At 47.0% G+C, this 26,637-nt stretch carries 26 protein-coding genes; 20 read left to right on the top strand and 6 right to left on the bottom strand.

Annotated features, from left to right (window positions below):
• Positions 1-10: 10 nt before the first annotated feature.
• From JNUCC22_RS14420 to yugI, 3 genes are all read left to right on the top strand, one after another.
• The gene (locus JNUCC22_RS14420) at positions 11-511 is read left to right on the top strand and encodes an Lrp/AsnC family transcriptional regulator (RefSeq protein ID WP_108654981.1); all 501 of its coding nucleotides are present in this window, start codon (positions 11-13) and stop codon (positions 509-511) included.
• Positions 512-1,681 (top strand): aminotransferase, encoded by a 1,170-nt coding sequence (locus tag JNUCC22_RS14415; protein ID WP_108654982.1) that lies wholly within the window; start codon positions 512-514, stop codon positions 1,679-1,681.
• Positions 1,682-1,878: 197 nt separating this feature from the next.
• Complete coding sequence (yugI, locus tag JNUCC22_RS14410) at positions 1,879-2,271, top strand: S1 domain-containing post-transcriptional regulator GSP13 (protein WP_007408653.1); 393 nt, start codon at positions 1,879-1,881, stop codon at positions 2,269-2,271.
• Between the two features lie 51 nt (positions 2,272-2,322).
• On the opposite strand, the gene JNUCC22_RS14405 is transcribed toward yugI, so the two are convergent.
• Complete coding sequence (locus JNUCC22_RS14405; protein ID WP_003152104.1) at positions 2,323-2,559, bottom strand: DUF378 domain-containing protein; 237 nt, start codon at positions 2,557-2,559, stop codon at positions 2,323-2,325.
• Between the two features lie 230 nt (positions 2,560-2,789).
• Between JNUCC22_RS14405 and JNUCC22_RS14400 the strand changes: the two genes are divergently transcribed.
• Together JNUCC22_RS14400 and JNUCC22_RS14395 are read left to right on the top strand one after the other, a co-directional pair.
• Complete coding sequence (locus tag JNUCC22_RS14400) at positions 2,790-3,953, top strand: iron-containing alcohol dehydrogenase (RefSeq protein WP_108654983.1); 1,164 nt, start codon at positions 2,790-2,792, stop codon at positions 3,951-3,953.
• Positions 3,954-4,040: 87 nt separating this feature from the next.
• On the top strand, positions 4,041-5,213 hold the full coding sequence (locus tag JNUCC22_RS14395) for an iron-containing alcohol dehydrogenase (RefSeq protein ID WP_024085734.1): 1,173 nt from the start codon (positions 4,041-4,043) through the stop codon (positions 5,211-5,213).
• Between the two features lie 309 nt (positions 5,214-5,522).
• Here JNUCC22_RS14395 and ycaC read toward each other — a convergent pair whose 3' ends face one another.
• Both ycaC and JNUCC22_RS14385 read right to left on the bottom strand, forming a co-directional pair.
• A complete protein-coding gene (ycaC, locus tag JNUCC22_RS14390) occupies positions 5,523-6,167 on the bottom strand; it encodes an isochorismate family cysteine hydrolase YcaC (protein ID WP_072589507.1) in 645 nt (214 codons plus the stop codon).
• A 124-nt stretch (positions 6,168-6,291) separates the two neighbouring features.
• The gene (locus JNUCC22_RS14385; protein ID WP_072589506.1) at positions 6,292-6,858 is read right to left on the bottom strand and encodes an NADPH-dependent FMN reductase; all 567 of its coding nucleotides are present in this window, start codon (positions 6,856-6,858) and stop codon (positions 6,292-6,294) included.
• A gap of 397 nt (positions 6,859-7,255) precedes the next feature.
• Here JNUCC22_RS14385 and JNUCC22_RS14380 point away from each other — a divergent pair, with 397 nt between their 5' ends.
• The 3 genes from JNUCC22_RS14380 to JNUCC22_RS14370 are packed head-to-tail and all read left to right on the top strand — an operon-like array spanning position 7,256 to position 9,455.
• Complete coding sequence (locus tag JNUCC22_RS14380) at positions 7,256-8,608, top strand: glucose-6-phosphate isomerase (protein ID WP_007408647.1); 1,353 nt, start codon at positions 7,256-7,258, stop codon at positions 8,606-8,608.
• 21 nt (positions 8,609-8,629) lie between these two features.
• Complete coding sequence (locus tag JNUCC22_RS14375) at positions 8,630-9,028, top strand: hypothetical protein (protein ID WP_007613377.1); 399 nt, start codon at positions 8,630-8,632, stop codon at positions 9,026-9,028.
• Between the two features lie 22 nt (positions 9,029-9,050).
• Positions 9,051-9,455, top strand: coding sequence for a YugN-like family protein (locus JNUCC22_RS14370; protein WP_012118292.1), 405 nt, complete (start codon positions 9,051-9,053; stop codon positions 9,453-9,455).
• Here the strand turns inward: JNUCC22_RS14370 and JNUCC22_RS14365 are convergent.
• Positions 9,452-10,438, bottom strand: coding sequence for a potassium channel family protein (locus JNUCC22_RS14365; RefSeq protein WP_060561868.1), 987 nt, complete (start codon positions 10,436-10,438; stop codon positions 9,452-9,454). The two genes, JNUCC22_RS14370 and JNUCC22_RS14365, sit on opposite strands and share 4 nt — an antisense overlap.
• Positions 10,435-10,689 carry a protein mistic gene (locus tag JNUCC22_RS14360; protein WP_060561867.1) on the bottom strand — a complete coding sequence of 85 codons (255 nt, stop codon included), beginning with the start codon at positions 10,687-10,689 and terminating at the stop codon, positions 10,435-10,437. Before JNUCC22_RS14360 ends, JNUCC22_RS14365 begins: the two co-directional genes overlap by 4 nt.
• A 132-nt stretch (positions 10,690-10,821) precedes the next feature.
• On the opposite strand from JNUCC22_RS14360, the gene JNUCC22_RS14355 reads away from it, so the two are divergent.
• The 7 genes from JNUCC22_RS14355 (at position 10,822) to JNUCC22_RS14325 (ending at position 16,736) form a co-directional block, all read left to right on the top strand.
• Positions 10,822-11,085 (top strand): YuzI family membrane protein, encoded by a 264-nt coding sequence (locus JNUCC22_RS14355; RefSeq protein ID WP_015418085.1) that lies wholly within the window; start codon positions 10,822-10,824, stop codon positions 11,083-11,085.
• A gap of 46 nt (positions 11,086-11,131) precedes the next feature.
• A complete protein-coding gene (locus tag JNUCC22_RS14350; RefSeq protein WP_003152125.1) occupies positions 11,132-11,809 on the top strand; it encodes a zinc metallopeptidase in 678 nt (225 codons plus the stop codon).
• Between the two features lie 42 nt (positions 11,810-11,851).
• Complete coding sequence (locus JNUCC22_RS14345) at positions 11,852-13,141, top strand: hemolysin family protein (RefSeq protein ID WP_007408640.1); 1,290 nt, start codon at positions 11,852-11,854, stop codon at positions 13,139-13,141.
• An 89-nt stretch (positions 13,142-13,230) separates the two neighbouring features.
• Positions 13,231-14,913: a glycoside hydrolase family 13 protein gene (locus JNUCC22_RS14340; RefSeq protein ID WP_216061836.1), complete on the top strand. Its 1,683-nt coding sequence runs from the start codon at positions 13,231-13,233 to the stop codon at positions 14,911-14,913.
• A gap of 99 nt (positions 14,914-15,012) precedes the next feature.
• Entirely contained in the window at positions 15,013-15,435 is a 423-nt protein-coding gene (locus JNUCC22_RS14335; protein ID WP_007613358.1) for a secondary thiamine-phosphate synthase enzyme YjbQ, read from the top strand.
• Entirely contained in the window at positions 15,428-16,459 is a 1,032-nt protein-coding gene (locus tag JNUCC22_RS14330) for a nitronate monooxygenase (RefSeq protein WP_007613355.1), read from the top strand. Before JNUCC22_RS14335 ends, JNUCC22_RS14330 begins: the two co-directional genes overlap by 8 nt.
• Before the next feature lie 25 nt (positions 16,460-16,484).
• On the top strand, positions 16,485-16,736 hold the full coding sequence (locus JNUCC22_RS14325; protein WP_007408636.1) for a hypothetical protein: 252 nt from the start codon (positions 16,485-16,487) through the stop codon (positions 16,734-16,736).
• A gap of 17 nt (positions 16,737-16,753) precedes the next feature.
• Here JNUCC22_RS14325 and JNUCC22_RS14320 read toward each other — a convergent pair whose 3' ends face one another.
• Positions 16,754-17,491: a protein-glutamine gamma-glutamyltransferase gene (locus JNUCC22_RS14320; protein ID WP_216061835.1), complete on the bottom strand. Its 738-nt coding sequence runs from the start codon at positions 17,489-17,491 to the stop codon at positions 16,754-16,756.
• A 143-nt stretch (positions 17,492-17,634) separates the two neighbouring features.
• Between JNUCC22_RS14320 and JNUCC22_RS14315 the strand changes: the two genes are divergently transcribed.
• From JNUCC22_RS14315 to JNUCC22_RS14295, 5 genes are all read left to right on the top strand, one after another.
• Entirely contained in the window at positions 17,635-19,620 is a 1,986-nt protein-coding gene (locus JNUCC22_RS14315; protein WP_136396560.1) for a methyl-accepting chemotaxis protein, read from the top strand.
• Between the two features lie 184 nt (positions 19,621-19,804).
• The gene (locus tag JNUCC22_RS14310) at positions 19,805-21,793 is read left to right on the top strand and encodes a methyl-accepting chemotaxis protein (RefSeq protein ID WP_108654986.1); all 1,989 of its coding nucleotides are present in this window, start codon (positions 19,805-19,807) and stop codon (positions 21,791-21,793) included.
• A gap of 127 nt (positions 21,794-21,920) precedes the next feature.
• Positions 21,921-23,906, top strand: a complete 1,986-nt coding sequence (locus JNUCC22_RS14305; RefSeq protein WP_099567041.1) for a methyl-accepting chemotaxis protein — start codon at positions 21,921-21,923, stop codon at positions 23,904-23,906.
• A 115-nt stretch (positions 23,907-24,021) separates the two neighbouring features.
• Entirely contained in the window at positions 24,022-26,028 is a 2,007-nt protein-coding gene (locus tag JNUCC22_RS14300; protein WP_216061834.1) for a methyl-accepting chemotaxis protein, read from the top strand.
• A gap of 65 nt (positions 26,029-26,093) precedes the next feature.
• Entirely contained in the window at positions 26,094-26,618 is a 525-nt protein-coding gene (locus JNUCC22_RS14295; RefSeq protein WP_003152143.1) for a type 1 glutamine amidotransferase domain-containing protein, read from the top strand.
• The last annotated feature ends 19 nt before the right edge of the window (positions 26,619-26,637 follow it).

Genomic DNA, 26,637 nt, shown 5'->3' with positions numbered 1-26,637 from the left:
TGTGAAACGTATGAAGCTGACCGAAAAAGAAACAGAAATATTAGAAATTTTAGACGAAAACAGCCGCGTTGAGGCGGAAACGATTGCGAAAATGGCAAACATTCCCGCTGAAGAAGTTAAAAGCATCATTGAAAAGCTTGAAAAGGAAAAAGTCATCATTGATTATGCGGCGATGATCGACTGGCGCAAAGTCGACGGTTTGGAAGGCGTCACGGCGATGATTGACGTAAAAGTCACTCCGAAACGAAATGTCGGCTTTGATGAAGTCGCTGAGCGGATATACAGATTCCAGGAAGTTGAATCAGTGTACCTGATGTCAGGGGTGTATGACTTATCTGTCGTTATTCGCGGCAACACGATGTCAGACGTGGCAAGCTTCGTGTCTGAAAAATTGTCCACCCTTGAGTCTGTCGTTTCCACGACAACGCACTTCATCCTGAAAAAATATAAGCATGACGGCAAAGTCTTTGAAAGCGGAGACGATGACAAAAGAATCGTGGTGTCTCCGTAAATGGAAACGAAGACTTCTTATTTATCTGACTACGTGCAGCAGATTAAACCGTCAGGCATCCGCAAGTTCTTTGATCTGGCCGCTACGATGGAAGGCGTCATTTCACTAGGAGTAGGAGAGCCTGACTTTGTGACGGCCTGGAACGTGAGGGAAGCGAGTATTCTTTCTTTAGAACAGGGTTATACGGCTTATACGGCAAATGCGGGTCTTTATGAACTGAGAGAAGAAATCAGCCGCTACTTAGATCAGCGGTTCGGCCTGAGTTATTCGCCTGACAGTGAACTGATCGTTACTGTAGGGGCAAGCCAGGCGCTTGATCTCGCTGTCCGCGCCATTATGAATCCTGGAGAGGAAATGTTAATTCCCGAACCGTGTTTTGTCGCATATGAATCACTCGTGACCCTGACGGGGGCGGAGCCGGTGCCGATTCAGACTGTCGCTGCAAAAGGTTTCAAAGCATCCCCAGCCGATTTTGAAGCGGCCCTGACGGACAAGACAAAAGCGCTGCTTCTATGCTCGCCGTCAAATCCGACAGGTTCCGTCTATTCGAAAGAAGAGCTTGAATCTATCGCTGCTTTCGCTGAAAAACACGACTTGATCGTGCTTGCCGATGAAATTTATGCCGAGCTGACGTATGATGAGCCATTCACGAGCATGGGGGCCATCCGCGGCATGAAGGAACGCACGGTTCTCATTTCCGGCTTCTCCAAAGCATTTGCCATGACGGGATGGAGACTCGGATTTACGGCGGCGCCTCCCGTAATCAGGGATGCGATGCTCAAAATTCATCAGCACGCGATGATGTGCGCGCCTTCCATGGCGCAATACGCGGCGCTTGAAGGGCTGAAAAACGGCCAGGAAGACGTCGAAAGAATGAAGAAAAGCTATCGGAGACGCCGAAACCTGATTGTGGAGACATTGAACGAAATCGGACTCGGCTGCCACCACCCCGGCGGAGCATTTTACGCCTTTCCTTCCATTCAGTCGACCGGCATGAGTTCAGAAGAATTCGCGGAACAGCTGCTCATTGAAGAAAAAGTAGCCGTCGTTCCGGGGAATGTATTCGGCCCGAGCGGCGAAGGCTACATCAGATGTTCCTATGCGACATCCATTGAGCAGATTCAGGAAGCGCTCGTCAGAATCAAACGGTTTGTTGAAAAAAGGGCATAAAAAAAGATACGAACCCGGTTCGCATCCAAATAAAAGGGGGGGAATACTAGAAAGCCTTCGTAATCATAGTATACCCCCATTTTTCTGTGCTTAAACATGATCATGTAAAAAAGTTCTCTTTGCGAAAAACAAACTTGTATGATATAATTTTAAATTGCGTATAATCTGTATTTAATTTAACTTAGGAGTTGTTATGAATGGCAGCAAAATTTGAAGTGGGCAGTGTTTACACTGGTAAAGTAACAGGATTACAAGCGTATGGTGCGTTTGTTGCATTAGATGAAGAAACTCAAGGACTTGTTCACATTTCTGAAGTCACTCACGGTTTCGTAAAAGACATTAACGAGCACCTTTCAATCGGTGACGAAGTACAAGTAAAAGTACTTGCGGTTGACGAAGAAAAAGGCAAAATCAGCCTTTCTATCCGTGCGACTCAAGCGGCGCCTGAAAGAAAAGAAAGCAAACCAAGAAAACCGAAAGCGGCTCAAGCTTCTGAAGAAACATCTGCTCCGCAAGGTTTCAACACATTGAAAGATAAGCTTGAAGAGTGGATTGAACAGTCCAACCGCAAAGACCTTATCAAAAAATAATCATCAAAAAAAGCACCGGATATGTATGTTCGGTGCTTTTTTTATGTTTGTTTATCTGACTTCCGGATTTGCCGCTTCCTCGCGGGATGTTTCTTCGTTCGGCTTAAACAGCAGGCCGAGATTGATCAGACCGGCGATGCCGACAAGACCGTAAATAATCCGCGACAGAGCTGATCCTTGGCCGCCGAAGATGGCTGCTACTAAATCAAATTGGAAAAATCCGATCAGTCCCCAGTTAATAGCGCCGATAATCGTTAATACGAGACAGATACGCTGAATAACACTCATGTAAACAACCTCCTCTATGAATTCGTGAAACAGTTATAGATTGTGACAAAGCAAAGAATCTATGCATACTACATTCTCCGCTGTGTAAATTACACACTGTCTCAAGCTGTACAAGTGCCTTTCCCGCGAAGCCGCTGCCTGTAAACCGTGTGATGTGCCGTCAAAAAAGCGGATTGCTTTACATTGAATGTCATCTTTCTGCATAATATAAATCCAAAGGAGGAGATGTCATGCAAAACTTTACATATTGGAATCCGACCAAATTGATTTTCGGAAAGGGAGAGGTCGAAAAACTTCCTGAAGAAATCAAGCCGTACGGAAAGAACGTACTGCTCGTATACGGGGGCGGCAGCATTAAGCGCAGCGGTCTTTATGATCAAGTAACCGAACTGCTGAAAAAAGCAGGAGTTACCGTACATGAATTGGCAGGCGTAGAGCCGAATCCGCGTGTCTCAACGGTGAACAAGGGTGTTGCGCTCTGTAAAGAAAACAGCATCGATTTCTTATTGGCCGTCGGCGGCGGAAGTGTCATTGACTGCACGAAAGCCATCGCGGCGGGCGCTAAATATGACGGCGACGCGTGGGATATCGTCACGAAAAAACACCAGCCGAAAGAAGCGCTGCCGTTCGGAACAGTGCTGACCCTTGCGGCAACCGGTTCAGAGATGAACTCCGGATCAGTCATCACAAACTGGGAGACACAAGAGAAATACGGATGGGGGAGCCCGCTCGTTTACCCTAAATTCTCTATTCTCGATCCGGTAAACACATTTACCGTTCCGAAAGACCACACCATTTACGGCATGGTCGATATGATGAGCCATGTGTTTGAACAATATTTCCACCACACGTCAAACACGCCGTATCAGGACCGGATGTGTGAATCGCTTTTGCGCACGGTGATTGAAACAGCGCCGAAGCTGATCAATGATCTGGAGAACTACGAGCTTCGTGAGACGATTTTATATACAGGCACGATCGCATTAAACGGAATGCTGTCAATGGGCGCAAGAGGGGATTGGGCCACACACAACATCGAGCATGCGGTATCAGCGGTATACGATATACCGCACGCCGGAGGTTTAGCGATTCTGTTCCCGAACTGGATGAGACATGTGCTCAAAGAAAATCCGGCCCGCTTTAAACAGCTTGCCGTCCGTGTTTTCGATATTGACGAGACAGGCAAATCAGATGAAGAGATCGCACTTGAAGGAATCAGCAGGCTGTCTGAATTCTGGACGAGCCTCGGCGCTCCGAACAGACTCGCTGATTACGATATTTCTGATGAGAAGCTGGATACGATTGCAGATAAAGCGATGGCAAACGGAGCATTCGGACAGTTCAAGTCACTGCAGAAAGAAGATGTGCTTGCGATACTGAAAGCATCATTGTAATAACATAAAGGGGGGCGGCCGGATTGGCAGCTCCTTTTTTTCTGTGTTATAGTAATTCCCTTACGATTTTTTTGGAGGTCATGATAAATGGAGAACTTTACGTACTGCAATCCGACGAAACTGATTTTCGGAAAAGGTCAAATCGACCAATTGAAAAAAGAGCTGAAGCAATACGGGAAAAACGTGCTGCTTGTTTACGGAGGCGGCAGCATTAAGCGAAACGGCCTGTATGACCAAGTAACAGGCATTTTAAAAGAAGAAGGCGCATCCGTTCATGAACTTGCGGGCGTTGAACCGAACCCGCGTCTGGAAACGGTAAATAAAGGAATTGAGCTGTGCAGACAGCATGAGATTGATTTCCTTCTCGCAGTCGGCGGCGGAAGTGTCATCGACTGTACAAAAGCGATTGCGGCCGGTGCGAAATATGATGGCGACGCATGGGACATTTACAGCAAAAAAGTAACGGCGCAGGACGCGCTCCCGTTCGGCACGGTGCTGACGCTTGCGGCGACAGGCTCTGAAATGAACCCTGATTCCGTTATCACAAATTGGGAAACAAACGAAAAATTCGTATGGGGCAGCAATGTCACTCATCCGCGTTTCTCCATTTTAGATCCTGAGAATACTTTCAGCGTTCCGGAAAACCAAACCGTATACGGCATGGTGGATATGATGAGCCACGTATTTGAACAATACTTCCACAATGTTGAAAACACGCCGCTTCAGGACAGAATGTGTTTTGCGGTCCTTCAGACGGTAATTGAAACAGCGCCGAAACTTTTGGAAGACCTTGAGAACTATAAGCACCGCGAAACGATTTTATACGCGGGTACGATCGCATTAAACGGCACGCTGCAAATGGGCTATTTCGGCGATTGGGCTTCCCATACGATGGAGCACGCCGTATCAGCGGTTTATGACATCCCTCACGCGGGGGGACTTGCGATTCTGTTCCCGAACTGGATGAGATACACGCTGGATACAAATGTAGACCGTTTTAAAAACCTCATGCTCAATATGTTTGACATTGATACTGAAGGCAAAACGGATAAAGAAATTGCGCTTGAAGGGATCGATAAATTGTCCGCGTTCTGGACAAGCCTCGGCGCACCGTCCCGCCTTGCGGATTATGACATCGGCGAAGACAAGCTTGAGCTGATCGCAGACATCGCCGCAAAAGAAATGGAATACGGCGGATTCGGCAATTTCCAAAAACTGAACAAAGATGACGTACTTGCCATCTTAAAGGCGTCACTTTAAGATACATTCCCGGCCGGGGTGAAGATGAAATAGATTTTCAAGCAGCAGATGCAACCGTTTTGGGAGTCCCTCTTTCCAGATTTTCTATTAGTGCATCAAGAGCAAGTGAAACACCCCTTGCCATGAGACAACTATGGAAATCTCACATGCTGCGGTTTTGACTCCCTGTTTCTGTACATTTAGCAGAAAAGGATCAATTAACTTTGCGATTGCCGATCATCTATTTACACAAAATCTAAATCATGAAGATGAAGAGCCTTGCTATACTTCGAATTTAAAAAAGGGGCGCTGATTCAATCAGCGCTCCTTTTATGCATTTTGTGTACTAAGGTCCCGCTGCGCCCCCATATAGCTTCCCATTAAGTTTTGATAACCGGGAAGATGACTGGAGATTAATGCGCCAAAACCTTCAACGTCGTTGCGCCAATCACGTTGTAACTCGCATGCTACGCTGAACCAGTTCATAAGCTGCGCGCCGCCATGAGCCATACGCGTTAATGATGCATCTGCTACTTGCTTATTAAACGTCCCCGAAGCATCTGTCACAACAAACACTTCGTAGCCTGCTTTAATGGCAGAAAGCGCAGGAAAAGCAACGCAGACGTCTGTTACCACCCCCGCGATAATCAGCTGTTTTTTGCCAGTCGCCTCAATGGCTTTAACAAAGTCTTCATTGTCCCATGCATTAATTTGTCCGGGACGGGCTATTTTTGGCGCAGCGGGAAAGAGATCAACGAGTTCTTGCATGAGCGGTCCGTTGGGCCCATTTTCAAAACTCGTTGTTAAAATAACCGGTAAATCAAAGAATTTAGCCGTATCACCGAGAGCCAGTACATTGTTTTTAAATTCATCAACGCCATAGTCACGCACGAGACCGGAAATAAGGCCGGTTTGATGGTCAACTAAAAGCACGGCAGCATCATCTTTTGAAAGACGGGAATAAAGATCAGACATTTTATAATCCTCCTTGAATTAAGGCAAGTAAGTTTGTGAATTGAAAACGGTAAATCTATTCATATGCTGTATAGAAAGAAAGTTATTTCTGAGGTGACTTTTCGTGAGGGGGATGATCCTTCAATTAATCTGGAACGGGAACCGGAGCATGATCAATCCAATGGATAAACTGTTGTAAATAGCGTTGAAGATAACGTTTTGTTTGTTCATCCGTAAGTATGTTTTGAGCGGAATCAATTTTCTCATGGACTTGCGAAATCAGCATTTTTTGAAAGGGCAAAACATTGACTTGCATAGCTTCGAGTACTTCCCTCATTTGCGTTTGACCAAAGGCAGTACCGAACCCTCCGGGGGTTGCTCCGATTAAGCCAACCGGTTTTCTGTTTAAAACAGAAGAGGTCCGCGGTCTCGATGCCCAGTCCAATGCATTTTTTAATACCCCCGGAATTCCGGAATTGTACTCTGGACTTACAATGATGACGCCGTCAACGTCTTGTATATCAGCTCTAAAGGATGTTACGGAGTCTGGTGCTCCGGCAATTTCTAAATCTTCGTTAAAAAAAGGAAGACTGTCTATTTCAACCCAACGAAATTGAGCCGCATTATCGAAGTCAATCAATGATTGAGCAATTGCTCGATTATACGAGTTTTTTCGTAAACTTCCACAAATAAGACCAATGGTTTTAGTCATAAAATCACCTCCCGGTTTAAAATCACTTTCATCTTAACACGATACTCCAAATATAGACACTATTTTTAAAAATGGACATTTATGCCTTAATATTCCTTCGTGGCAGCCTCTCAAGAGGAGTACTATATAAAAAGAACCGGCCCATCGGGATTGGCGATGGATGTCATCCTGCTCCAAAGTAAAGGTGATACGTTCCTGGATCACCAACATTCGATTCGTTATCCCTCTCATGATTATTACAAATATAACCATATCGAATCCGGGATATTGTATAAAAAATGAATGCATTTTTAGCGCAAATCCCATATTCATCATGCCTTCTTCATGACTTGATTTAGCGGGTGAGTTCATATAAAGTGAAAGAGAAAACAATTCACCGTGATGGAGGGACAAGCAAATGACGCATGTACGCTTTGATTACTCAAGAGCGTTACCTTTTTTCAATGAACATGAACTTACATACGCACGTGATTTCGTAAAAACGGCACACCATAATATCCATGAAAAAACAGGCGCCGGAAGCGACTTTTTAGGATGGGTGGACCTCCCTGAAAACTACGATAAAGAAGAATTCGCGCGCATTAAAAAAAGCGCTGAAAAAATCAAATCAGATTCAGACGTGCTTCTCGTCGTGGGTATCGGCGGTTCATACTTAGGCGCCCGCGCGGCGATTGAAGCGCTCAATCATTCTTTCTATAACGTTCTGCCGAAAGACAAGCGCAAAAACCCTCAAGTTATCTTTATCGGCAACAATATCAGCTCAACTTATATGAAAGATGTTATGGATCTTTTGGAAGACGCTGATTTCTCTATCAATGTCATTTCTAAATCAGGCACGACGACGGAACCTGCAATCGCTTTCCGGATTTTCCGCAAACTTCTTGAAGAAAAATACGGAAAAGAAGAAGCGAAAGCGCGGATTTACGCGACGACAGATAAAGAGCGCGGCGCTTTAAAAACGCTTTCTAATGAAGAAGGCTTCGAATCATTCGTTATTCCTGATGATGTCGGCGGACGTTTCTCCGTTCTGACTGCGGTAGGTCTTCTGCCGATTGCGGTAAGCGGGGCTGATATCGATGAAATGATGAAAGGCGCTCTTGATGCAAGCAAAGACTTTTCCAGCTCGGAATTAGAAGAGAACGCGGCTTACCAATACGCCGTCGTCCGCAACGTTCTGTATAATAAAGGCAGAACCATTGAAATGCTTATCAACTATGAGCCTGCGCTGCAATACTTTGCGGAATGGTGGAAGCAGCTCTTCGGCGAAAGTGAAGGAAAAGATGAAAAAGGCATCTATCCTTCTTCCGCTAACTTCTCAACAGACCTTCACTCTCTCGGTCAATACGTGCAGGAAGGCAGACGCGATCTGTTTGAAACTGTATTAAACGTTGAAAAACCGAAACATGAGCTGACAATTGAAGAAGCGGAAAATGATCTCGACGGCTTAAATTACTTAGCCGGCAAAACGGTCGATTTCGTCAACAAAAAAGCGTTCGAAGGCACGATGCTTGCCCATACAGACGGAAAAGTGCCGAACTTAATTGTCAATATTCCAGAGCTTAATGCATATACATTTGGATATCTCGTCTATTTCTTTGAAAAAGCGGTGGCGATGAGCGGTTATCTGCTCGGAGTCAACCCGTTTGATCAGCCGGGTGTTGAAGCCTATAAGGTGAATATGTTCGCGCTTCTCGGCAAACCGGGCTTTGAAGAGAAAAAAGCAGAGCTTGAAAAACGCCTTGAAAAATAAAAAGAAGGGCTGGCCCTCAGCATGACGGGTCAGCCTTTTTTAAACCGTGAAAGGTGTGATGATGAATTGATGCGGCTCTTATGTAAGCATGCCGTCATTTCCGTCTGTTCCGCCGCTATTGTCTATTCGGCACTAAAACTGTCTCCTGAATCCCTCTTACAAACCATCCTGTTTTTCGCTTTCCCTCTCGGCTTGTTTACGGACATGGTCCGGCTGAAACTGAAGATTGGCCGGATGCATACGCTGATCACGAAGTGCTGTCTCTATGCCGCCGTTTTCTATATTTCAACGGAAGCCGTTCTCTCCGCAATTGTGACGTATGTTCTGATTGAATGCGCCGTTACCTCTTTCCGGCGTCTGTCTGCCGCTCCCGATTCTTCCCGGACGCCGTATGAAGATGCCGCAGAGCGGGGACGCTAAAGACAAAAAGGAGCATATGCACATGATCAGCATACCATCTTCACTTGAGGGGCAATCGTTTTTACTCCGCGAACTGGAACAGGTGCTGAAACCGATCGGTTATACCATCGGAGGCGGCTGGGAGTATGACCGCGGGTTCTTTGATTACAAAATTTCCGATCAGGACGGCTATTTATTTCTCCGCATCCCTGTTGAAGCAAATAAGGGACACCTGGATGAACGGGGGGCCGCCGTTACAATCGGCACACCCTTTTTGCTGAGGCACGTCTATCAGGAGGAAACGGATGATCACGCAGGCGGCGGTGTTTTTGAGTCATTATTCAACCAATTCTCCGAGCCGAAACGGCGGGATGCGGCAATTGACCGCTCATATACAGATATCGGCATCTCGCTTGTGAAAGAGCTGGAAGACGTCCTGCTGCATTAAAGAGCCAAAAACAGATCAGTGTCGAGCACCTGGTATGACAGGGGAGGGGTCAGCATCGGCCCCTCTTCTTTTTGTATGCCGATGATCGTGGTATTCCGTTTGAGATAATAGAGCGCACAGTCATGATAAGATGAGCCCTTTAATTCCTCGGGGACGGGAATGATGCGCACCTTTTTCTCCAGCGTCAGATCTGACAGCGTTTGCGGTTTGGCAAGCTGCAGCTTGACCCGGTAATGCTCAAACATCACCCGGCTCGACAGGCGTGATGTGCACAGAATCTTATTGGCTCCTGCGCGCTCGGCGTTTTTGACATACCGTTCCGTTAAAATTTCCACGATACAATAAACGGACGGATGCAGCCCTTTGATGGCGAGAAGCGTTAATACCGACAGCATATCAGCTTCGGATTCATTTTTCTGCTGGTCTGCTGTCAAAATGACGGTATCGGCTTCCGTAATATTCGCCTTATTGAGCGTACTGTCATCAGCGGCATGTCCGCGGATGAAATGGACGTTTTCAATAAGCGGCCCTTCCCTTAATGAATCATCAATCAGGACGACAGTTTTTGACGGCGCGATGTGCTGCAGTTCTTTCAGCAGCATATGCGACTTTTCATTCCATCCGATAAGAATGACGTGCCCCTTGCCTTTAAAGGCGACCTTCCCTTCGACATAGCGGTGCTGTTTGCTGAACACGGCTGAAGAAAGCGTGGCGAAATAGGCGGTCACAAAACTCGCTCCGCTTAATACAAGCACCATGCCGGCAATCTGCCCGAGCGGCGTCTGGGGAACGTAATCGCCGTAGCCGACTGTGGCCACCGTAATAACCGCCCACCAAATCCCTTCAAACACAGACGTGAATTGCTTCGGCTCAAGCATGTAAATGAGTTGGCCGAACAATAAAATCAAGGCGATAATGATCAGTCCGATCCGAACATATAACGGCCATCTCAGCCAGGAAATAAATAAACGGTTTGATTTCATTCGTCCGGCTCTTCTTTCGACAGAGAGATGGATAAAATCTGCTTAATAATGGTGTTTAGTTTTTCGTTCAGCTGTTGCTGGCCGTATGAGTCACGCGCATGTCTGATTAAATCGGCCGTCTCATCTTCAAACTGAATGAGAGGTTCGTCGTTTTCCGCTTCATTATAGAGCTGGATGAAGGCGTCAAGCCCTTCGTTCATTCTGTCTATCGCATTGCTCAGCTGTTCTTTCTCGCCATTTGTCACTTTCATGTCGATCACACCTGTATCTTTTTTTATACAGTATGTCCCAGTTCGTTTGATGTCTTTCAAAAATCGCCGAAAACATATTCACCCTTATTTTTTCATATGATAAAGAAAGCGGACCGAAAAAGGGTGAGTCAAATGACAGTCATTCAAAAACTGCTGGCGGCGCTGGCCGGAGCGCAGCTGCTCGCTTCGGCGGCCGTATTGCTTATTTTCGATTTGAATGGATACAATCATATGTCCGGCGGATTTTCATGGCTTGTTTTTGCAAAAGAGACCGCAGGCACGTTTCCGTTTTACATCGGATTGGCCGGGTGTATCCTCATCATGCTCGGAGGTTTGATTCCTGTCAGAAAAAAGAAGCGGATTTCTGTACAGGAAAGCGGACAATCATTAAAATAATATATAAGCAAATCGTACGATATAAGAGAAAAAGGAAGAGGATAATATGCTGTTTATCTTTTTAACAATTGCTGCATTGGGATTGTCGTTTTGGGCACAATTTAAAGTGAAAAGCAATTTTCAGAAATACTCAGACGTAGAAGCTTCCAGTCAGCGGACGGGGGCGGAAACGGCAAGACGGATTCTTGATATTAACGGTTTATATGATGTGCCGGTAGAACCGGTAAGAGGCACTTTAACAGACCATTACGACCCGACGGAGCGGGTGGTGCGTTTATCTGAGCCGGTATATTACGGCCGCTCCATTTCCGCCATTTCCGTCGCTTCCCATGAAGTCGGACATGCTTTGCAGCATCAGGAATCATACGGCGCGCTTGTGCTGAGGCACAAAATTTTTCCGGTCGTCAATTTTGCCTCCGGGGTTGCCCCTCTGCTTTTCTTGGGCGGGATGCTCCTGGGCAGCTTGAACTTAATCGGACTCGGCATTATTTTGTTTTCGGCCGCTGTTTTTTTCCAGCTTGTCACACTGCCTGTCGAGTTTAATGCCAGCGCGAGGGCGAAGCGGATTATCGTGTCGGAAGGATTCATTCGCAACAGTGAAGAACACGGCGTGAATAAAGTGCTGAACGCCGCCGCGCTGACGTATGTGGCTGCGGCGCTCGTTTCATTATTCGAGCTGCTTCGTTTTGTGATGATTTTCTTAAATGGTCGTGATGAGAATTAACACGAAGGAGGTGGCCCCTTACCGTTTGCGGTAGGGGTTTTTTTGCTTATATTAAAACTGATTCTCATTATGCTGTTAATCGGATTAACGGCCATCTTTGTCGCTGCGGAATTTGCGATTGTCAAAATCCGCGGTTCAAAAATCGCGGAGCTGGTTGAAACCGGAGACAGCCGGGCGCTCGCGGCGCACAGGGTGATTTCAAATCTCGATGAATATTTATCAGCGTGCCAGCTCGGTATTACGATTACGGCGCTCGGACTCGGCTGGCTCGGTGAACCGACGATTCAGCGGCTTCTTCATCCTGTTTTCAGCCTGATCGGAATGCCGTCATCCATTACGCACGTCGTCACGTTTATTGCGGCGTTTATCGCCGTCACGTATCTGCACGTTGTTATCGGAGAGCTTGCGCCGAAAACGATATCCATTCAAAAAGCTGAAGCCGTCAGTCTGTGGACGGCGAAACCGCTCATTCTGTTTTATAAAGTGATGTATCCGTTTATTAAGCTGTTAAACGGTTCAGCCGGATTTTTGGTCAAGCTGTTCGGTTTTCATTCGGTGAAAGAACATGAGGTCGTGGTCAGTGAAGAGGAATTGCGGCTGATTTTGTCCGAAAGCTATAAAAAAGGTCAAATCAATCAATCTGAATTCCGTTACGTCAATAAAATATTTGAATTCGATAACCGGGTCGCCAGAGAAATCATGGTGCCGCGCACCGAAATCGCCGCCATCTCGCTTGAACAGTCAGTTGATGAAGCCATACATTTGATCATCAACGAACGGTATACGCGATATCCGGTTATTAAGGAAGACAAAGATCACATTCTCGGCATTATTAACAATAAGGATTTATTTAAGGCGTATTTTCTCGGCCGCTCCATTGAATTAAAAGAAATTATGCGTCCGGTCATCAGAGTCATTGAAAGCATCCCCGTTCAGGAGCTTTTGATCCGCATGCAGAAGGAGCGGATTCATATGGCGATTCTCGTTGACGAATACGGCGGCACGGCGGGACTTGTGACCGTCGAAGACATATTGGAGGAAATCGTCGGGGAAATCCGTGATGAATATGACCAGGATGAAATGCCCCACATCGTCAAAAAAGGCGAACACCATTATGTGATGGACGGCAAGGCGCTCATAGAAGAGGTGAATGATCTCCTTGATATCGCCATCGAAAATGAAGACATTGACACGATTGCCGGCTGGCTCTTAACACAAAAAATGGAGCTGAAAAATGGTGATGTGTTTCATGCCGAAGGGTGTGAATTTAAGGTGCTGGAAGCGGAAGACCATCATATCCGCTTCGTTGAAATTAAAAAAACTGATTTCTGAGCCTCCTGCTTTTGCAATGAGGCTTTTTTTATGGAAAAAATGCTTCTTCGTCCCGCTCCTTCATATGATGTAAAGAAAGGAGTGTCGGTATGAAAACGGATTGGTGGAAAACGGCGGCCGTCTATCAAATTTATCCCCGAAGCTTTATGGATTCGAACGGGGACGGAATCGGCGACATGAACGGCATCAGAGCAAAGCTTCATTACATAAAAGAGTTGGGGGCGGATGTGATCTGGCTTTGTCCCGTTTTTGACTCGCCGGGCGCGGACAACGGCTACGATATTCGGAATTATAAACAAATTGCCGGCGAATTCGGGACGATGGAGGATTTTGACCGGCTCCTTGCGGATGTCCATGCGCTCGGCATGAAGCTGATTATAGACCTCGTCATCAACCATACAAGCGATGAGCACCCTTGGTTTATCGAATCACGCTCAGGGAAAGATTCCGAAAAACGGGACTGGTACATCTGGAGAGACGGAAAAAACGGCAAAGAGCCGAACAATTGGGAAAGCATTTTCGGCGGATCGGCGTGGGAATATGACCAAGAGACCGGCCAGTATTACCTGCACCTGTTTGACAAAAAACAGCCTGATTTAAATTGGGAAAACGAAGCGATGAGGCAGTCCGTTTATGAGATGGTCCGCTGGTGGCTTGATAAAGGCATAGACGGCTTCCGGGTGGATGCCATTTCTCACATTAAGAAAAAAGAAGGGCTCCCTGACATGCCGAATCCGGACGGTCTCCCATACGTCCCGTCTTTCCCGTATCATATGAATGGGGAAGGCATAATGGATCTCTTAAAAGAGCTGAAACGGGAAACATTTTCGCGCTATCCGATCATGACGGTCGGCGAGGCGAACGGAGTGGCGGCTTGGGAGGCGGCTGATTGGGCCGGTGAAGAAAACGGCATCTTTCAAATGATTTTTCAATTTGAACATCTCGGCCTCTGGGATACGGAAGATGATCAAAGCATCTCCATTCCGGCGCTTAAGCGCGTCTTGTCCGGCCGGCAGAACAGTCTTGAAGGAAAGGGCTGGAACGCGTTGTTTATGGAGAACCACGATCAGCCCCGTTCCGTCTCGGTATGGGGTGACGAACGGTTTTTGACAGAAAGCGCCAAGGCACTCGCCGCGATGTATATGCTGATGAAAGGCACGCCGTTTATTTACCAGGGGCAGGAGCTCGGAATGACCAATGTTTCGTTCCCATCCATTGAAGATTATGATGATGCCGCAATGAAATATTTGTATGAAAAAGAGACGTCCCGCGGCGTTCCGCATGAAAAAGTGATGAAGATCATCTGGAAGAAGGGCCGGGATAATTCACGGACACCGATGCAATGGAGTGGTGAGGCGAACGGCGGGTTTTCTGATGCTTCTCCGTGGCTCGGAGTGAATCCGAACCACACATGGCTGAATGCTGCATCACAAATGCAGGATGAAACATCCGTATACCATTTCTACAAACGGCTGCTCGCCCTCAGAAAAGAATACGGCGTATTGATCAGCGGCACATACGAATTGCTGCTTCCGAATGACCGGCAGATTTATGCCTATCTAAGAAAAAACGGAACAAAAACCGCCCTGATCATCACAAATCTGTCCCGAACCCCCGCTTTATACAGACATCCCGGTTATCCGCTTGACTCCGATTCTCTCGTGCTTGCAAACGCAGAAACAGAAGCGCACCGCCATGTGACATCCTTTCTTTTAAAGCCTTATGAGGCACGCGTATATATATATGGTGAAAAACTTCAGTCCCGAGGCTGAAGTTTTTTGTGATCTGCGTTTATCATCGCGATCCGACAGGAAAAGACAAATACAGAAACGAATATGGGAAAGGAAGAGAAAAAGAAAGGAGGCATTTATATGCTGAAAAAATTGCAGATTCAAACAAACAGACGGGATGAAATGATCGACATCACACATGAAGCTGAAGCGTTTCTCCGCGAAACAGGCGTGAAAAACGGTTTGGCGCTCATATACTGTCCCCATACAACCGCCGGCATTACCATAAATGAAAATGCCGATCCGGATGTGAAGAGGGATATGCTCAGAAGGTTTGATGAAATGTATCCGTGGGAGCACGAACTGGACCGGCATATGGAGGGAAATACGGCGGCACATATGAAAGCGAGTACAACCGGCGCCTCCCAGCATGTCATCATAGAAGACGGGCGCCTGATACTCGGAACATGGCAGGGCGTTTATTTTTGCGAATTTGACGGTCCGCGAAACAGAACATGTTATATCAAAATACAGGCTGAACCGGAGGAAAACACAAATGAGTGAGTGGATGAGTGCATTATCATTAACAAAGCCCGTCATTCAGGCGCCGATGGCCGGCGGGCTGGTCACGCCGCGTCTGGCTTCGGCGGTATCAAATGAAGGGGCGCTCGGAAGCCTTGCTTCAGGATACGTCAGCCCGCAAGCGCTTGAAAAACAGCTTATCGAGATGAAAGAGCTGACGGACCGCTCCTTTCAAGTAAATCTTTTCGTCCCGGAGGAAAGACAGATGCCTGAGGCGGAACTGGTTGAAAAATGGAAAGCCCGCATCCCGAAGGCAAAAGACGCCAAGCCGTTCTCTGATCTGAAAGAAGAATGGAATGATTTTGAGGAAAAAGCGGAGCTTCTGATCCGTTACGGAGTCAAAGCGTGTTCATTCACCTTCGGCCTGCCGCCGGAAGAAACGGCGGAAAAGCTGAAGAAAAGCGGTTGTTTCCTTTTCGGCACGGCGACAACGCCGGAGGAAGCGAAGGCTTTTGAAGAACGGGGGATGGACGCCGTTATCCTTCAGGGAATAGAAGCCGGCGGACATCGCGGGTCGTTTCTGCCGGTTAAAGGAGAACCGGCTCTCGGCCTTATGGCGCTGATTCCGCAGGCTAAAGACGCGCTGAATATCCCGGTGATTGCGGCAGGCGGCATTTTTGACCGCCGCGGGGTGCAGGCGGCCCGATGTTTGGGTGCGGACGGCGTTCAAGTAGGAACACCGTTTCTCCTTTGTGAAGAAAGCAGCGCCCCACCGGCATATCAAAAAGCCATTACCGAATCAAAAGGAGCCGACACGCGGCTGACCACCCTGTTTTCGGGAAAACAGGCGCGGGGAATCGTGAATCAGTTCATGAAAACATATGAAGCTGACGAGGGAAAAACGCTGCCTTATCCGCTGCATAATACGCTGACAAAGCCGATGCGCGGGCACGCGGCTCAATCAGGAGACGCGGAGTATATGTCTTTATGGGCCGGCCAGTCCGCCGCGAAACTTGAAGGGCCGACAGACGTGAAAACCGTTTTGGACAGATTGTGCGAATCATAATCCAGAAATCGTGAGGTGATGGATGATGAAGATTCTTCAAATGTCCTATAAAAAAAGAGGGACTATTGAGTTTGTCTTTGAAGATTTTCCGCATTCTAAAGTCACCATGGCGCCGATTAAAGGGTATTACTTTGTCCGCGCCATTAAATGGAGCCGACGGGACAGAGCCGTCACCCGACATGATTTAGAGAAGTTTGAATGGGCTGCAAACCAAGCGCTCGGCACGACGGCTTTTTACCGGAAAAGAAAAGCATTTCGCATCCCATCGTCACAATGACAGACGATGGGATTGTTTTAATGCATGATCTGATAAAGCGCGGGTGCATCAAGCCTTGTTGCCTGGTTAAGCAGATAAGCCGGCTGCACGGCATTTTTTTTTCTTAAAGAATTCAATCTCTGGATGATTTGTTCAGCGGTCAGAATCCCGAGACCGTGGGCGAAATATTGATCATTCCCCATCACAATGACATTCTCTCCCCGCCACTGAGCCTTTGCAGGATTAAAATCAGGGTTTTTAAAATATAAACAATCTCCCCGTAAAAAGTGGCTGCCGGTTTCCGTGTAGATCGGCAGATGCTCATAGTGCCAGTCATACAAAGTGATATCCCGGAAACGCCGGTTAAACCGTTCTTCACCGATTGTCTTTAAGACGGCCAGATAATAAATCACAACAATGGCGGTAGCGCATTCAAATGCGTAAAACGCCCCATTTTCAATAATGTCCCGAATTGCTTTTGAAGCGGGGATTCTGTACTTCAGCTCTAAGGCTCCTTCCGGCGTCACTCTCCAATAAGCCGTATTTCCGTATGTTTTGGCAAAAGTTGCAAATTTCACACCTGATCCGTGCAGTTCTCTTGCGGCTTCCACAATATGGCGGCGCAGCCGCACCTCGAACATCAGTTCAGCAATCGACCCGTAATCGAATTGTACGGGAGAATTGAGCAGTTCATTTATATACGGAACAAGGTTTTCTTCCGTCTGCCAGTTCGCGATGTCCTGAGGCCGAAGCACTTGGCCGGATATGATAATCATCTGCGCGCCCCCCTTCTCTTTTTTTATAAGATATGCAGGAAGCTTGGGCAATGAAAATCAAGTCATAAAAAAGGAGGAAATGTTAACAAAATGTGAAGACTGAGCCGATATATAAGGTATCACACTTGAGGGAGCAGCTTAATATGAAAAAATTCATCAATTGGTGCACAAAGGCATCGATTTCACGTAAATTAATCATTTCATTTATCGTGATCTTAATCATACCGATTCTCGTGTTAGAATTCAGTTCATACCATACGGCGAGCAATTCGCTGGATGATCAGATTTCAGGCAACGCGAAAAATAACATCGAATCTTTTAACACAACCATTACAAATGATATCGGCGCAAAAGCAAAGGCGATTGAATTTTTCAGTGAAACGTTAAAAGGGTCATCCTTCTCAAAGAAAAACATGTCTGCTCTAGAAGAAAAGTTCGGGCAATACACGTCTATTCATAAGGACGTAGCCCGCATTTACGGAGGAACGGAAGACGGCGGCTACGCACAGGCGCCGAAGGAGAATACTCCGGCCGATTACGATCCGAGAACACGCACTTGGTATAAAGACGCTGTGAAGGCCGGCGGCACGCTCGTTGTCACCGACCCTTACACCGCGGCAAGCGACGGCAGCATGGTCGTCACCGTGGCAAAGCAGATGCAGGACGGAACAGGCGTAGTGGCCATGGATATTACGATTGACCAGCTGCTGAAGCAGATGCAGGGAATCAAAATCGGGCAAAAAGGATTCGTGTTTATCACGTCTAAAAATAAAACCTATGTCGCGCATAAAGACCACAAACCGGGCGATAAAGTTTCAACCCCGTGGCTGAATGAGGTATACAGCAAAGACAGCGGCATTATTTCATACAAGCTCGATGATCAAAATAAAAAAATGGCGTTTACGACAAATAAACTGACCGGATGGAAAATAGAAGGGAGCATGGAGCTCAACGAAATTAAAGACGCCTCACAACCGGTGCTGACGATGGGGATGATTGTCCTTGCAGCATCCATTATCATCGGGGGAATTTTAATTCTGTTGATTGTCAGATCCATTACGTCACCGCTGAAACGGCTTGTCCGCTCTTCTAAACAAATCAGCGGCGGAGACTTGACTGAAACCATTGATATCCGCTCGAAAGATGAATTGGGCGAACTCGGCGCGAGCTTTAATGAAATGGGAGAATCTCTGCGCGGACTGATCAGCGCGATCCAAAACTCTGTCGACAACGTGGCCGCGTCATCGGAAGAGCTGACCGCTTCAGCTTCGCAGACAAGCAAAGCGACGGAACATATTACAATGGCCATTGAGCAGTTTTCAAACGGAAACGAAGAGCAAAGCGAAAAAGTCGATTCAAGCTCAGCCAAGCTGAATCATATAAATGACGGACTCACCGCCGTTTCCCGCACATCATCATCCATTACGGAAGCATCTAAACAATCGAAGGAAGCTGCCGGCACCGGGGAAGAATATGTGCAGCAAACCGTCGGGCAGATGAATCTCATCAATCAATCGGTCCAGCAGGCGGAAGCGGTTGTAAAAGGCCTTGAGGCCAAATCAAAAGACATCACTCATATTTTAAGAGTCATCAACGGTATTGCCGATCAGACAAACCTGCTTGCTTTAAATGCAGCCATTGAAGCGGCAAGAGCCGGTGAATACGGGCGGGGCTTCTCAGTAGTAGCCGAAGAAGTGCGCAAGCTTGCCGTCCAATCCGCCGGTTCTGCCAAAGAGATTGAAAAACTCATTCAGGAAATCACGGCTGAGATTAATACATCACTTCACATGTTCACATCCGTTAATGAAGAAGTTCAATCAGGACTTGCCGTGACGGACCGCACGAAAGAAAGCTTCCAGAATATCTTCGGCATGACAAACGATATCGCCGAGAAGCTTCAATCGATGAACGGCACGGTTGAACAGCTGTCAGACAGCTCCCAGCACGTTTCAGCCGCAGTGACCGATATTGCGGACGTATCTAGGGAAAGCGCAGCAAGCATTCAGGATATTGCCGCATCCGCAGAAGAACAGCTTGCATCAATGGAAGAAATCAGCACATCCGCCGATACTTTGGCGCAAATGGCCGAAGAACTGCGGGAATTAACGAAACAATTTAAAATCAACTAGTAAAAAAGGACGCTTTCCGGATGGAAGGCGTCCTTTTTTATAGTGACAGCCGGATAATTAAATAAAAAGTCTTGCATACAAAGGGAGTACATAGAACTATTTTTCATTTATGACTTAATTTTCAATGTAATAAAAAGGGAGTCGGCCGATATAAACAGTAAATGATTGAAAGAGGTTTACAAAATTGAAAAAAACAGCAAAAAAAATCGCCAGAAAATCAATAGCCAAAAAACTGATCATTTCATTTTTACTGATCTTAATCATTCCGGTAGCAGTATTGGCTGCCGGCGCCTACCGTTCGGCGGCTTCATCCGTTGAAAAGCAAATGATGGAAAGCGCCGAAGGAAATGTGCAAATCTTAAACAATATGATTGATGACCGGATCGGAATGTTTACAAAAAGCTCAGCATATTTCAGCGAATGGGCGACAAGCGCTAAATTTAAAGAAAAAAACCTAACGGAAATGCAAGAAAGGTTCAAACAGTTTATTGAAAGCAATGATAAAGCATCCGCCGTATTTTCAAGCAGCAAGGAAGGAACGTTTACCCGTTATCCGCATGCCGATATGCCGGCCGATTTCAATCCGCTTGAAAGAAGCTGGTATCAGGAAGCTATGGAGAATAAAGGCCAAACCATCATCACAGACCCTTATGAGTCCATCTCAAACAAAAAGATGGTCGTCACCATGGCCCGCGCGGCGCAAGACGGATCAGGCGTCGTCGCCATTGATATAAAAATCGACGATCTCATCACGATGACAAAAGAAGTGAACATCGGAAAAGAAGGATACGCCTTTATCCTCAGCAAAAATAAAAAAGCCGTTGCCTACAGTGATGAAAAAGCCGGCGCGGCGGTATCGGGAAAATGGGTTGATACATTATTCAGCGGGCAAAAAGGCGACTTTGAATATACGCTGAACGGGAAAGCGAAAAAAATGGCGTACGTGACCAATGAAGCGACGGGCTGGAAGATCAGCGGAACCATGTCCGTGGAAGAAATCAAGGATGCGGCAAGACCGGTTCTGACTCTGGCCGTTATCATATTGGCGATAGCCATTGCCGCAGGGATGATTTTCATTTATTTTGTCATCCGCTCAATTACTAAACCGTTAAAACGTCTCGTAGCATCAGCGGAAAAAATAAGCAGCGGAGATCTGACGGAAACCATTGATGTCAGCTCTAAAGATGAGCTGGGCGTGCTCGGTAAAAGTTTTAATCATATGACAGATTCACTCCGTTCGCTTATTCAGGGAATTCAGGACTCTGTTGAACATGTCGCTTCTTCCTCAGAGGAGCTGACGGCTTCGGCTGAGCAGACGAGCAAAGCAACGGAACATATCACCCTTGCGATTGAACAGTTTTCTAATGGAACGGAAGACCAAAGTGAGAGTATTGATAAAGCGACAGCCCAAGTGAATGAGATGAAAGACGGGCTCAGTGATCTGGCGGAAGCGGCAGCCGTGGTGACGGAAACGTCAATTGAATCGGCGGAGATATCCGGCGCCGGTGAGCGGCTTGTCAAGAAAACAGCCGGCCAGATGGGCGCCATTGACCAATCCGTAAGTAAAGCGGAGCAAGTCGTACAAGGGCTTGAACTCAAATCGCAGGACATCACCAGCATTTTGCGCGTCATTAACGGCATTGCCGATCAAACGAATCTCCTTGCTTTAAATGCAGCCATTGAAGCGGCAAGAGCGGGAGAATACGGACGCGGTTTTTCAGTCGTTGCCGAAGAAGTGAGAAAGCTTGCCGTCCAATCCGCCGATTCAGCGAAAGAAATCGAATCCTTAATTCATGAAATCGTCAAAGAAATTCATACTTCGCTCGGAATGCTGGAATCCGTCAATCACGAGGTGAAAAGCGGACTTCAGTTAACGGACGAAACGGAAAAAAGCTTCCGGGACATTTCCGTTAAAACAAATCAGATTGCCGGTGAACTGCAAAATATGAATGCAACCGTGGAACAGCTTTCTGCCGGGTCTCAGGAAGTATCAAACGCTTCAGAGGATATCGCGGCCGTCTCCAGACAAAGCGCGGCCGGCATTCAGGACATCGCGGCTTCAGCTGAAGAGCAGCTTGCGTCCATGGAGGAAATCAGTTCCTCCGCCGTCACGCTGGAAAAAATGGCGGAAGAATTACGCGAACTGACAAAGCGTTTTAAGATAAACTCTTAATTAAGTCTAAAAGACTAATTTTACGATAGGTAAAAAGTATGTTTCGTTATATTTCTTCTTTTTGGATGTGTATATTTACCCATAATTGCCGATATGAAGGGTAAACACGCAAGAGGAGATATAGCAGATGAAAAAAATTGTGCAAATCATCAAGCAGAGATCGCTTACAAGAAAACTGCTCATTTCTTTTTTGGCCATTCTCATTCTTCCTATTTCAACGCTGGCTTTTATCGCCTATCAATCGGCGGTAAGCACGCTTGACAGACAGATGATGGGAAGCGCACTAGATAATGTGCAGCAGATTAACGATATGATCAACACAAGCATCAGCCAAAAGGAAGACGGAACGGCATATTTCAGCGATTGGCTCACAAAGGATCGGTACAAGCCGAAAAACCAATCGCAAATTACCGATAAATTCACAGAGTACATGAAGATCAATAAAGACGTGGAATCCATTTATACGAGTGACACGGAAGGACATTTCACACGGTATCCGGATCTGCAGATGCCTAAAGGATATAATCCGCTTGAAAGAGACTGGTATAAAAAGGCCGTGGAAAATAAGGGGAAGGTTGTTGTAACAGATCCTTACCGCACGGCTTCCACCAATACGATGGTCGTGACGGTCGTTCAGCAGACGAAAGACGGCTCAGGAGTCGTCGCCATCAATATGAAAATCGATGAGCTTCTGAAAACGACAAAGAAAGTGAACATCGGGAAATCCGGCTACGCTTTTATCCTGACGAAAGACAAAAAAGTGGTCGCCCACCCGAACCGCACGTCAGGCACAGTATTAAACGGGGAGTGGGCTGAACAGCTGTTCACCAGCAAAAAAGGTGATTTTCAATACAAATACGACGGCCAGGAAAAGAAAATGGCTTATGATACAAACGGGCTGACAGGCTGGAAGATTACCGGAACGATGTATCTGGACGAAATTCATGAAGCGGCCCTGCCGATCCTTCATCTGTCCCTGCTCGTTCTCGTATTAGCGATTGTGATCGGAACCATCGTCATGGTGCTGATTATCCGTTCAATCACAAAACCGCTCAAGCAGCTTGTGACATCATCGAAACAGATCAGTGAAGGCGACTTAACAGAAACGATCGAGATTCACTCAAAAGATGAATTAGGCGAGCTTGGCAAAAGCTTTAACAATATGGCCGCTTCGCTCAGGTCTCTCATCCATGCCATCCAGGATTCCGTGAATAACGTCGCATCTTCCTCAGAGGAGCTGACGGCTTCAGCGGAGCAGACAAGCAAGGCAACCGAACATATCACACTGGCGATCGAACAATTTTCTAACGGAAATGAAAGCCAAAGTGAAAATATTGAAAGCGCGGCGGAACATATTTACCAAATGAACAGCGGGCTTAAAGATATGGCGAAAGCATCTGCCGTCATTACCGAATCCTCCGCCACATCAGCGGAAGTCGCCAATTCAGGCGGAAAGCTCGTCCACCAGACGGTCGGCCAAATGAACGTCATTGACCGGTCAGTGAAAGAAGCTGAACAAGTGGTGCGCGGACTTGAAACAAAATCAAAAGACATTACAAACATTCTCCGTGTCATTAACGGAATCGCTGACCAGACAAACCTTCTTGCGCTGAACGCGGCAATTGAAGCCGCGCGTGCGGGTGAATACGGCCGGGGCTTCTCAGTCGTCGCCGAAGAGGTCAGAAAACTTGCGGTCCAGTCTGCCGATTCAGCGAAAGAAATCGAAAGCTTAATCATAGAAATCGTCAACGAAATCAATACATCTCTCGGCATGTTCCAATCCGTCAACAAAGAGGTGGAGAGCGGACTGGATATTACGAATCAAACCGAAACGAGCTTCAAACGGATTTCTGAAATGACGAACCAGATCGCCGGAGAAATTCAAAATATGAATGCGACGGTAGAACAGCTGACAGCAGGCTCTCAGCAGATTTCAGGAGCTTCTGAGCAAATCGCGTCCATCGCAAAAGAAAGCTCCGCCAGCATTCAGGATATTGCGGCCTCCGCCGAAGAACAGCTGGCTTCAATGGAAGAAATCAGTTCGTCTTCGGAAACGTTATCCCAAATGGCGGAAGAATTACGTGATATGACGAAACGATTTAAAATAGATTAATAGGTCATAGAACACCCAAATGTGCTGTTTGGGTGTTTTTTTTAGTTTTTTTAATAAATCTTTTGTCCTATCTGACGATATTAGATTTAGCTTTTCAAAGAAGGAGACTGAAAAAATGAAACAACTGATACATTGGATCAAACAGCCATCCATCAGCAAACCGCTGATCGCGGCATTTTTAGCCGTATTGGTGCTTCCGATCGGCATACTCGCCTACTTCAGCTACCAAACGGCGGGGAGTACATTAGAAAGCGAACTGACCCACAGCGCCCAGGGAAATGTCAGTGAACTGAACAGCGTGCTGGAAAACATGCTTGAGGGTAAGCTAAAAGCGATTGACTACTACAGCGAATCAATCACAAAGGAAAAACTGAACACAAAAAATAAATCGGTACTGCTTGATAACATGAAGCAGTATGTCACCGTAAATGACGATGTCGCGTCAATTTACGCCGCGTCTCGCGACAAAGCGTTCGTGAAATATCCGTCCGTTGATATGCCGTCCGATTATAATCCGCTCACGCGCGAGTGGTATACCAAAGCGGTTGAAAAAAGCGGACAGCCGGTGTTTACCGAGCCTTATAAAGACGCTGCAACCGGACAGACGGTCGTTACGATTGCCCAGCAGACAAAAGACGGATCAGGTGTTGTGGCGCTTGATATTAATCTGGGCGACCTGCTGAATGCCTCCCAACGCGTACAGATCGGGCATAAAGGATTTGCTTTCATTACAACGGGAGATAAAAAATACATCGCCCATCCGACTATAAAAGCGGGGACGGAAGGCTCCGGAGAGTGGACGAAAGAAGTATTTTCCAAATCAAGCGGATCGTTTGAATACATGTTTGAAGGACAGCAGAAGAAAATGGCCTTCACGACAAACAAACTGACGGGCTGGAAAATCGCCGGCACATTTTTTGTCAGTGAGATCCATGACGCAGCCTCGCCTGTCATGAAAATGGCGCTGATCATCCTGGCGGTTTCTCTTATCGTCGGCGGGGTTTTAATCTTTTTTATCATTCGCTCGATTGCAAAACCGCTCAAAAAACTTGTTTCGACATCAGCTAAAATCAGTGACGGCGATTTAACGGAAGTCATTGACATCAAGTCGAAAAATGAATTCGGGCAGCTCAGCCAAAGCTTCAATGAGATGTCGGCCTCACTCCGGTCTGTCATCGGCGTCATCCAATCATCCGTCGAACATGTCGCTTCTTCATCCGAAGAGCTGACGGCATCCGCCGGACAGACAAGCAAGGCGACAGAGCATATTACACTGGCGATTGAACAATTCTCAAACGGAAACGAATCACAAAGCGAGAAATTGGAAGAAAGTGCTGATCACCTTTCCCAAATGAATGCGGGCATTGCCGAGACGGCGAATGTATCGGCGGAAATCACTGAATCCGCCATCCAAACCTCTGAAACGGCCGGAAGTGGAGAAGAATTAGTGGCGAAAACGGTCGGCCAGATGAAAACAATTGATCGTTCCGTACAGCAGGCGGAAGCGGTTGTAAAAGGGCTGGAAACGAAGTCGCACGACATTAAGAGCATTCTCAACGTCATTAACGGCATTGCCGATCAAACAAATCTGCTTGCCTTAAACGCTGCCATTGAAGCGGCCAGAGCAGGCGAATACGGGCGGGGCTTCTCCGTCGTTGCGGAAGAAGTGAGAAAGCTTGCCGTACAATCAGCCGGCTCCGCGAAGGAAATCGAAACGCTGATTCAGGAAATCGTCAAAGAAATCGCCACATCGCTTTCCGTATTCCAAGCGGTGAATCAAGATGTGAAGGAAGGCCTCGATATTACGGATCAGACGGCCGAAAGCTTCAAAAAAATCTCAGAAATGACGACTCAGATTTCAGGCGCCTTGCAGCATATGAACGGAACGCTTGAGAAGCTTGCAGCCGGGTCGCAAAATGTGACAAACGCGGTGGAGGACATTACCTCAGTCGCCAAAGAAGGGTCCGCCGGCATTCAAGACATCGCCGCCTCAGCTGAAGAGCAGCTGGCCTCCATGGAAGAAATCAGTTCATCCGCCGAAACGCTTGCGCATATGGCTGAAGAACTGCAGCAGGTCACACGGAAATTTACGATTCAGTCTGAAGACGAAGAACAGCTGTAGCGAACTGTTTCTTTTCCTCATTTAAAAAAAGCGATACACTAGTATAAAAGAAGGGAGTGGCAGTGATGAGATTAGAAGGCAAAAAAGTCATAGCGCTTGTCAGTGACGATTTTGAAGACTTAGAGCTTTGGTATCCCGTCTACCGGCTGAGAGAGGAAGGCGCGATCGTTCATTTAATAGGAGAAGAAGCGGGCCGTTCATACAAAGGAAAATACGGCGTGCCCGCGACGGCGGATTACGATTTTAAGAGCCTGATTATTCAGGAGTATGATGCCGTGCTCGTGCCCGGCGGCTGGGCACCTGACAAACTGCGAAGATATCCCGAAGTTTTGGACATCATTCGTACGATGAACGAGCAGAAAAAGCCGATCGGCCAGATCTGCCATGCGGGCTGGGTGCTCATATCTGCCGGAATTCTCGCAGGAAAAAAAGTAACGAGCACGCCCGGCATCAAAGACGACATGACAAATGCAGGGGCACAGTGGCTGGATGAAGCTGTCGTAACTGACGGACACATTGTATCAAGCCGCCGCCCGCCCGACCTTCCGCAGTATGCAAAAGCGTTTGCTGACCTGTTAGCGTCCAAATAAAAAACATCCGCCCAAATCC

The organism is Bacillus sp. JNUCC-22 (assembly GCF_018861275.1).
Lineage (GTDB): Bacteria > Bacillota > Bacilli > Bacillales > Bacillaceae > Bacillus > Bacillus velezensis.
Note: the sequence above shows the minus strand (reverse complement) of the source record. Positions and strands in the feature narration are given on the sequence as shown.

Coding starts and splice junctions, on each gene's coding strand:
- JNUCC22_RS14420 (WP_108654981.1), top strand. CDS start 11: ATGAAGCTGACCGAAAAAGAAACAGAAATATTAGAAATTTTAGACGAA.
- JNUCC22_RS14415 (WP_108654982.1), top strand. CDS start 512: ATGGAAACGAAGACTTCTTATTTATCTGACTACGTGCAGCAGATTAAA.
- yugI (WP_007408653.1), top strand. CDS start 1,879: ATGGCAGCAAAATTTGAAGTGGGCAGTGTTTACACTGGTAAAGTAACA.
- JNUCC22_RS14405 (WP_003152104.1), bottom strand. CDS start 2,559: ATGAGTGTTATTCAGCGTATCTGTCTCGTATTAACGATTATCGGCGCT.
- JNUCC22_RS14400 (WP_108654983.1), top strand. CDS start 2,790: ATGCAAAACTTTACATATTGGAATCCGACCAAATTGATTTTCGGAAAG.
- JNUCC22_RS14395 (WP_024085734.1), top strand. CDS start 4,041: ATGGAGAACTTTACGTACTGCAATCCGACGAAACTGATTTTCGGAAAA.
- ycaC (WP_072589507.1), bottom strand. CDS start 6,167: ATGTCTGATCTTTATTCCCGTCTTTCAAAAGATGATGCTGCCGTGCTT.
- JNUCC22_RS14385 (WP_072589506.1), bottom strand. CDS start 6,858: ATGACTAAAACCATTGGTCTTATTTGTGGAAGTTTACGAAAAAACTCG.
- JNUCC22_RS14380 (WP_007408647.1), top strand. CDS start 7,256: ATGACGCATGTACGCTTTGATTACTCAAGAGCGTTACCTTTTTTCAAT.
- JNUCC22_RS14375 (WP_007613377.1), top strand. CDS start 8,630: ATGACGGGTCAGCCTTTTTTAAACCGTGAAAGGTGTGATGATGAATTG.
- JNUCC22_RS14370 (WP_012118292.1), top strand. CDS start 9,051: ATGATCAGCATACCATCTTCACTTGAGGGGCAATCGTTTTTACTCCGC.
- JNUCC22_RS14365 (WP_060561868.1), bottom strand. CDS start 10,438: ATGAAATCAAACCGTTTATTTATTTCCTGGCTGAGATGGCCGTTATAT.
- JNUCC22_RS14360 (WP_060561867.1), bottom strand. CDS start 10,689: ATGAAAGTGACAAATGGCGAGAAAGAACAGCTGAGCAATGCGATAGAC.
- JNUCC22_RS14355 (WP_015418085.1), top strand. CDS start 10,822: ATGACAGTCATTCAAAAACTGCTGGCGGCGCTGGCCGGAGCGCAGCTG.
- JNUCC22_RS14350 (WP_003152125.1), top strand. CDS start 11,132: ATGCTGTTTATCTTTTTAACAATTGCTGCATTGGGATTGTCGTTTTGG.
- JNUCC22_RS14340 (WP_216061836.1), top strand. CDS start 13,231: ATGAAAACGGATTGGTGGAAAACGGCGGCCGTCTATCAAATTTATCCC.
- JNUCC22_RS14335 (WP_007613358.1), top strand. CDS start 15,013: ATGCTGAAAAAATTGCAGATTCAAACAAACAGACGGGATGAAATGATC.
- JNUCC22_RS14330 (WP_007613355.1), top strand. CDS start 15,428: ATGAGTGAGTGGATGAGTGCATTATCATTAACAAAGCCCGTCATTCAG.
- JNUCC22_RS14325 (WP_007408636.1), top strand. CDS start 16,485: ATGAAGATTCTTCAAATGTCCTATAAAAAAAGAGGGACTATTGAGTTT.
- JNUCC22_RS14320 (WP_216061835.1), bottom strand. CDS start 17,491: ATGATTATCATATCCGGCCAAGTGCTTCGGCCTCAGGACATCGCGAAC.
- JNUCC22_RS14315 (WP_136396560.1), top strand. CDS start 17,635: ATGAAAAAATTCATCAATTGGTGCACAAAGGCATCGATTTCACGTAAA.
- JNUCC22_RS14305 (WP_099567041.1), top strand. CDS start 21,921: ATGAAAAAAATTGTGCAAATCATCAAGCAGAGATCGCTTACAAGAAAA.
- JNUCC22_RS14300 (WP_216061834.1), top strand. CDS start 24,022: ATGAAACAACTGATACATTGGATCAAACAGCCATCCATCAGCAAACCG.
- JNUCC22_RS14295 (WP_003152143.1), top strand. CDS start 26,094: ATGAGATTAGAAGGCAAAAAAGTCATAGCGCTTGTCAGTGACGATTTT.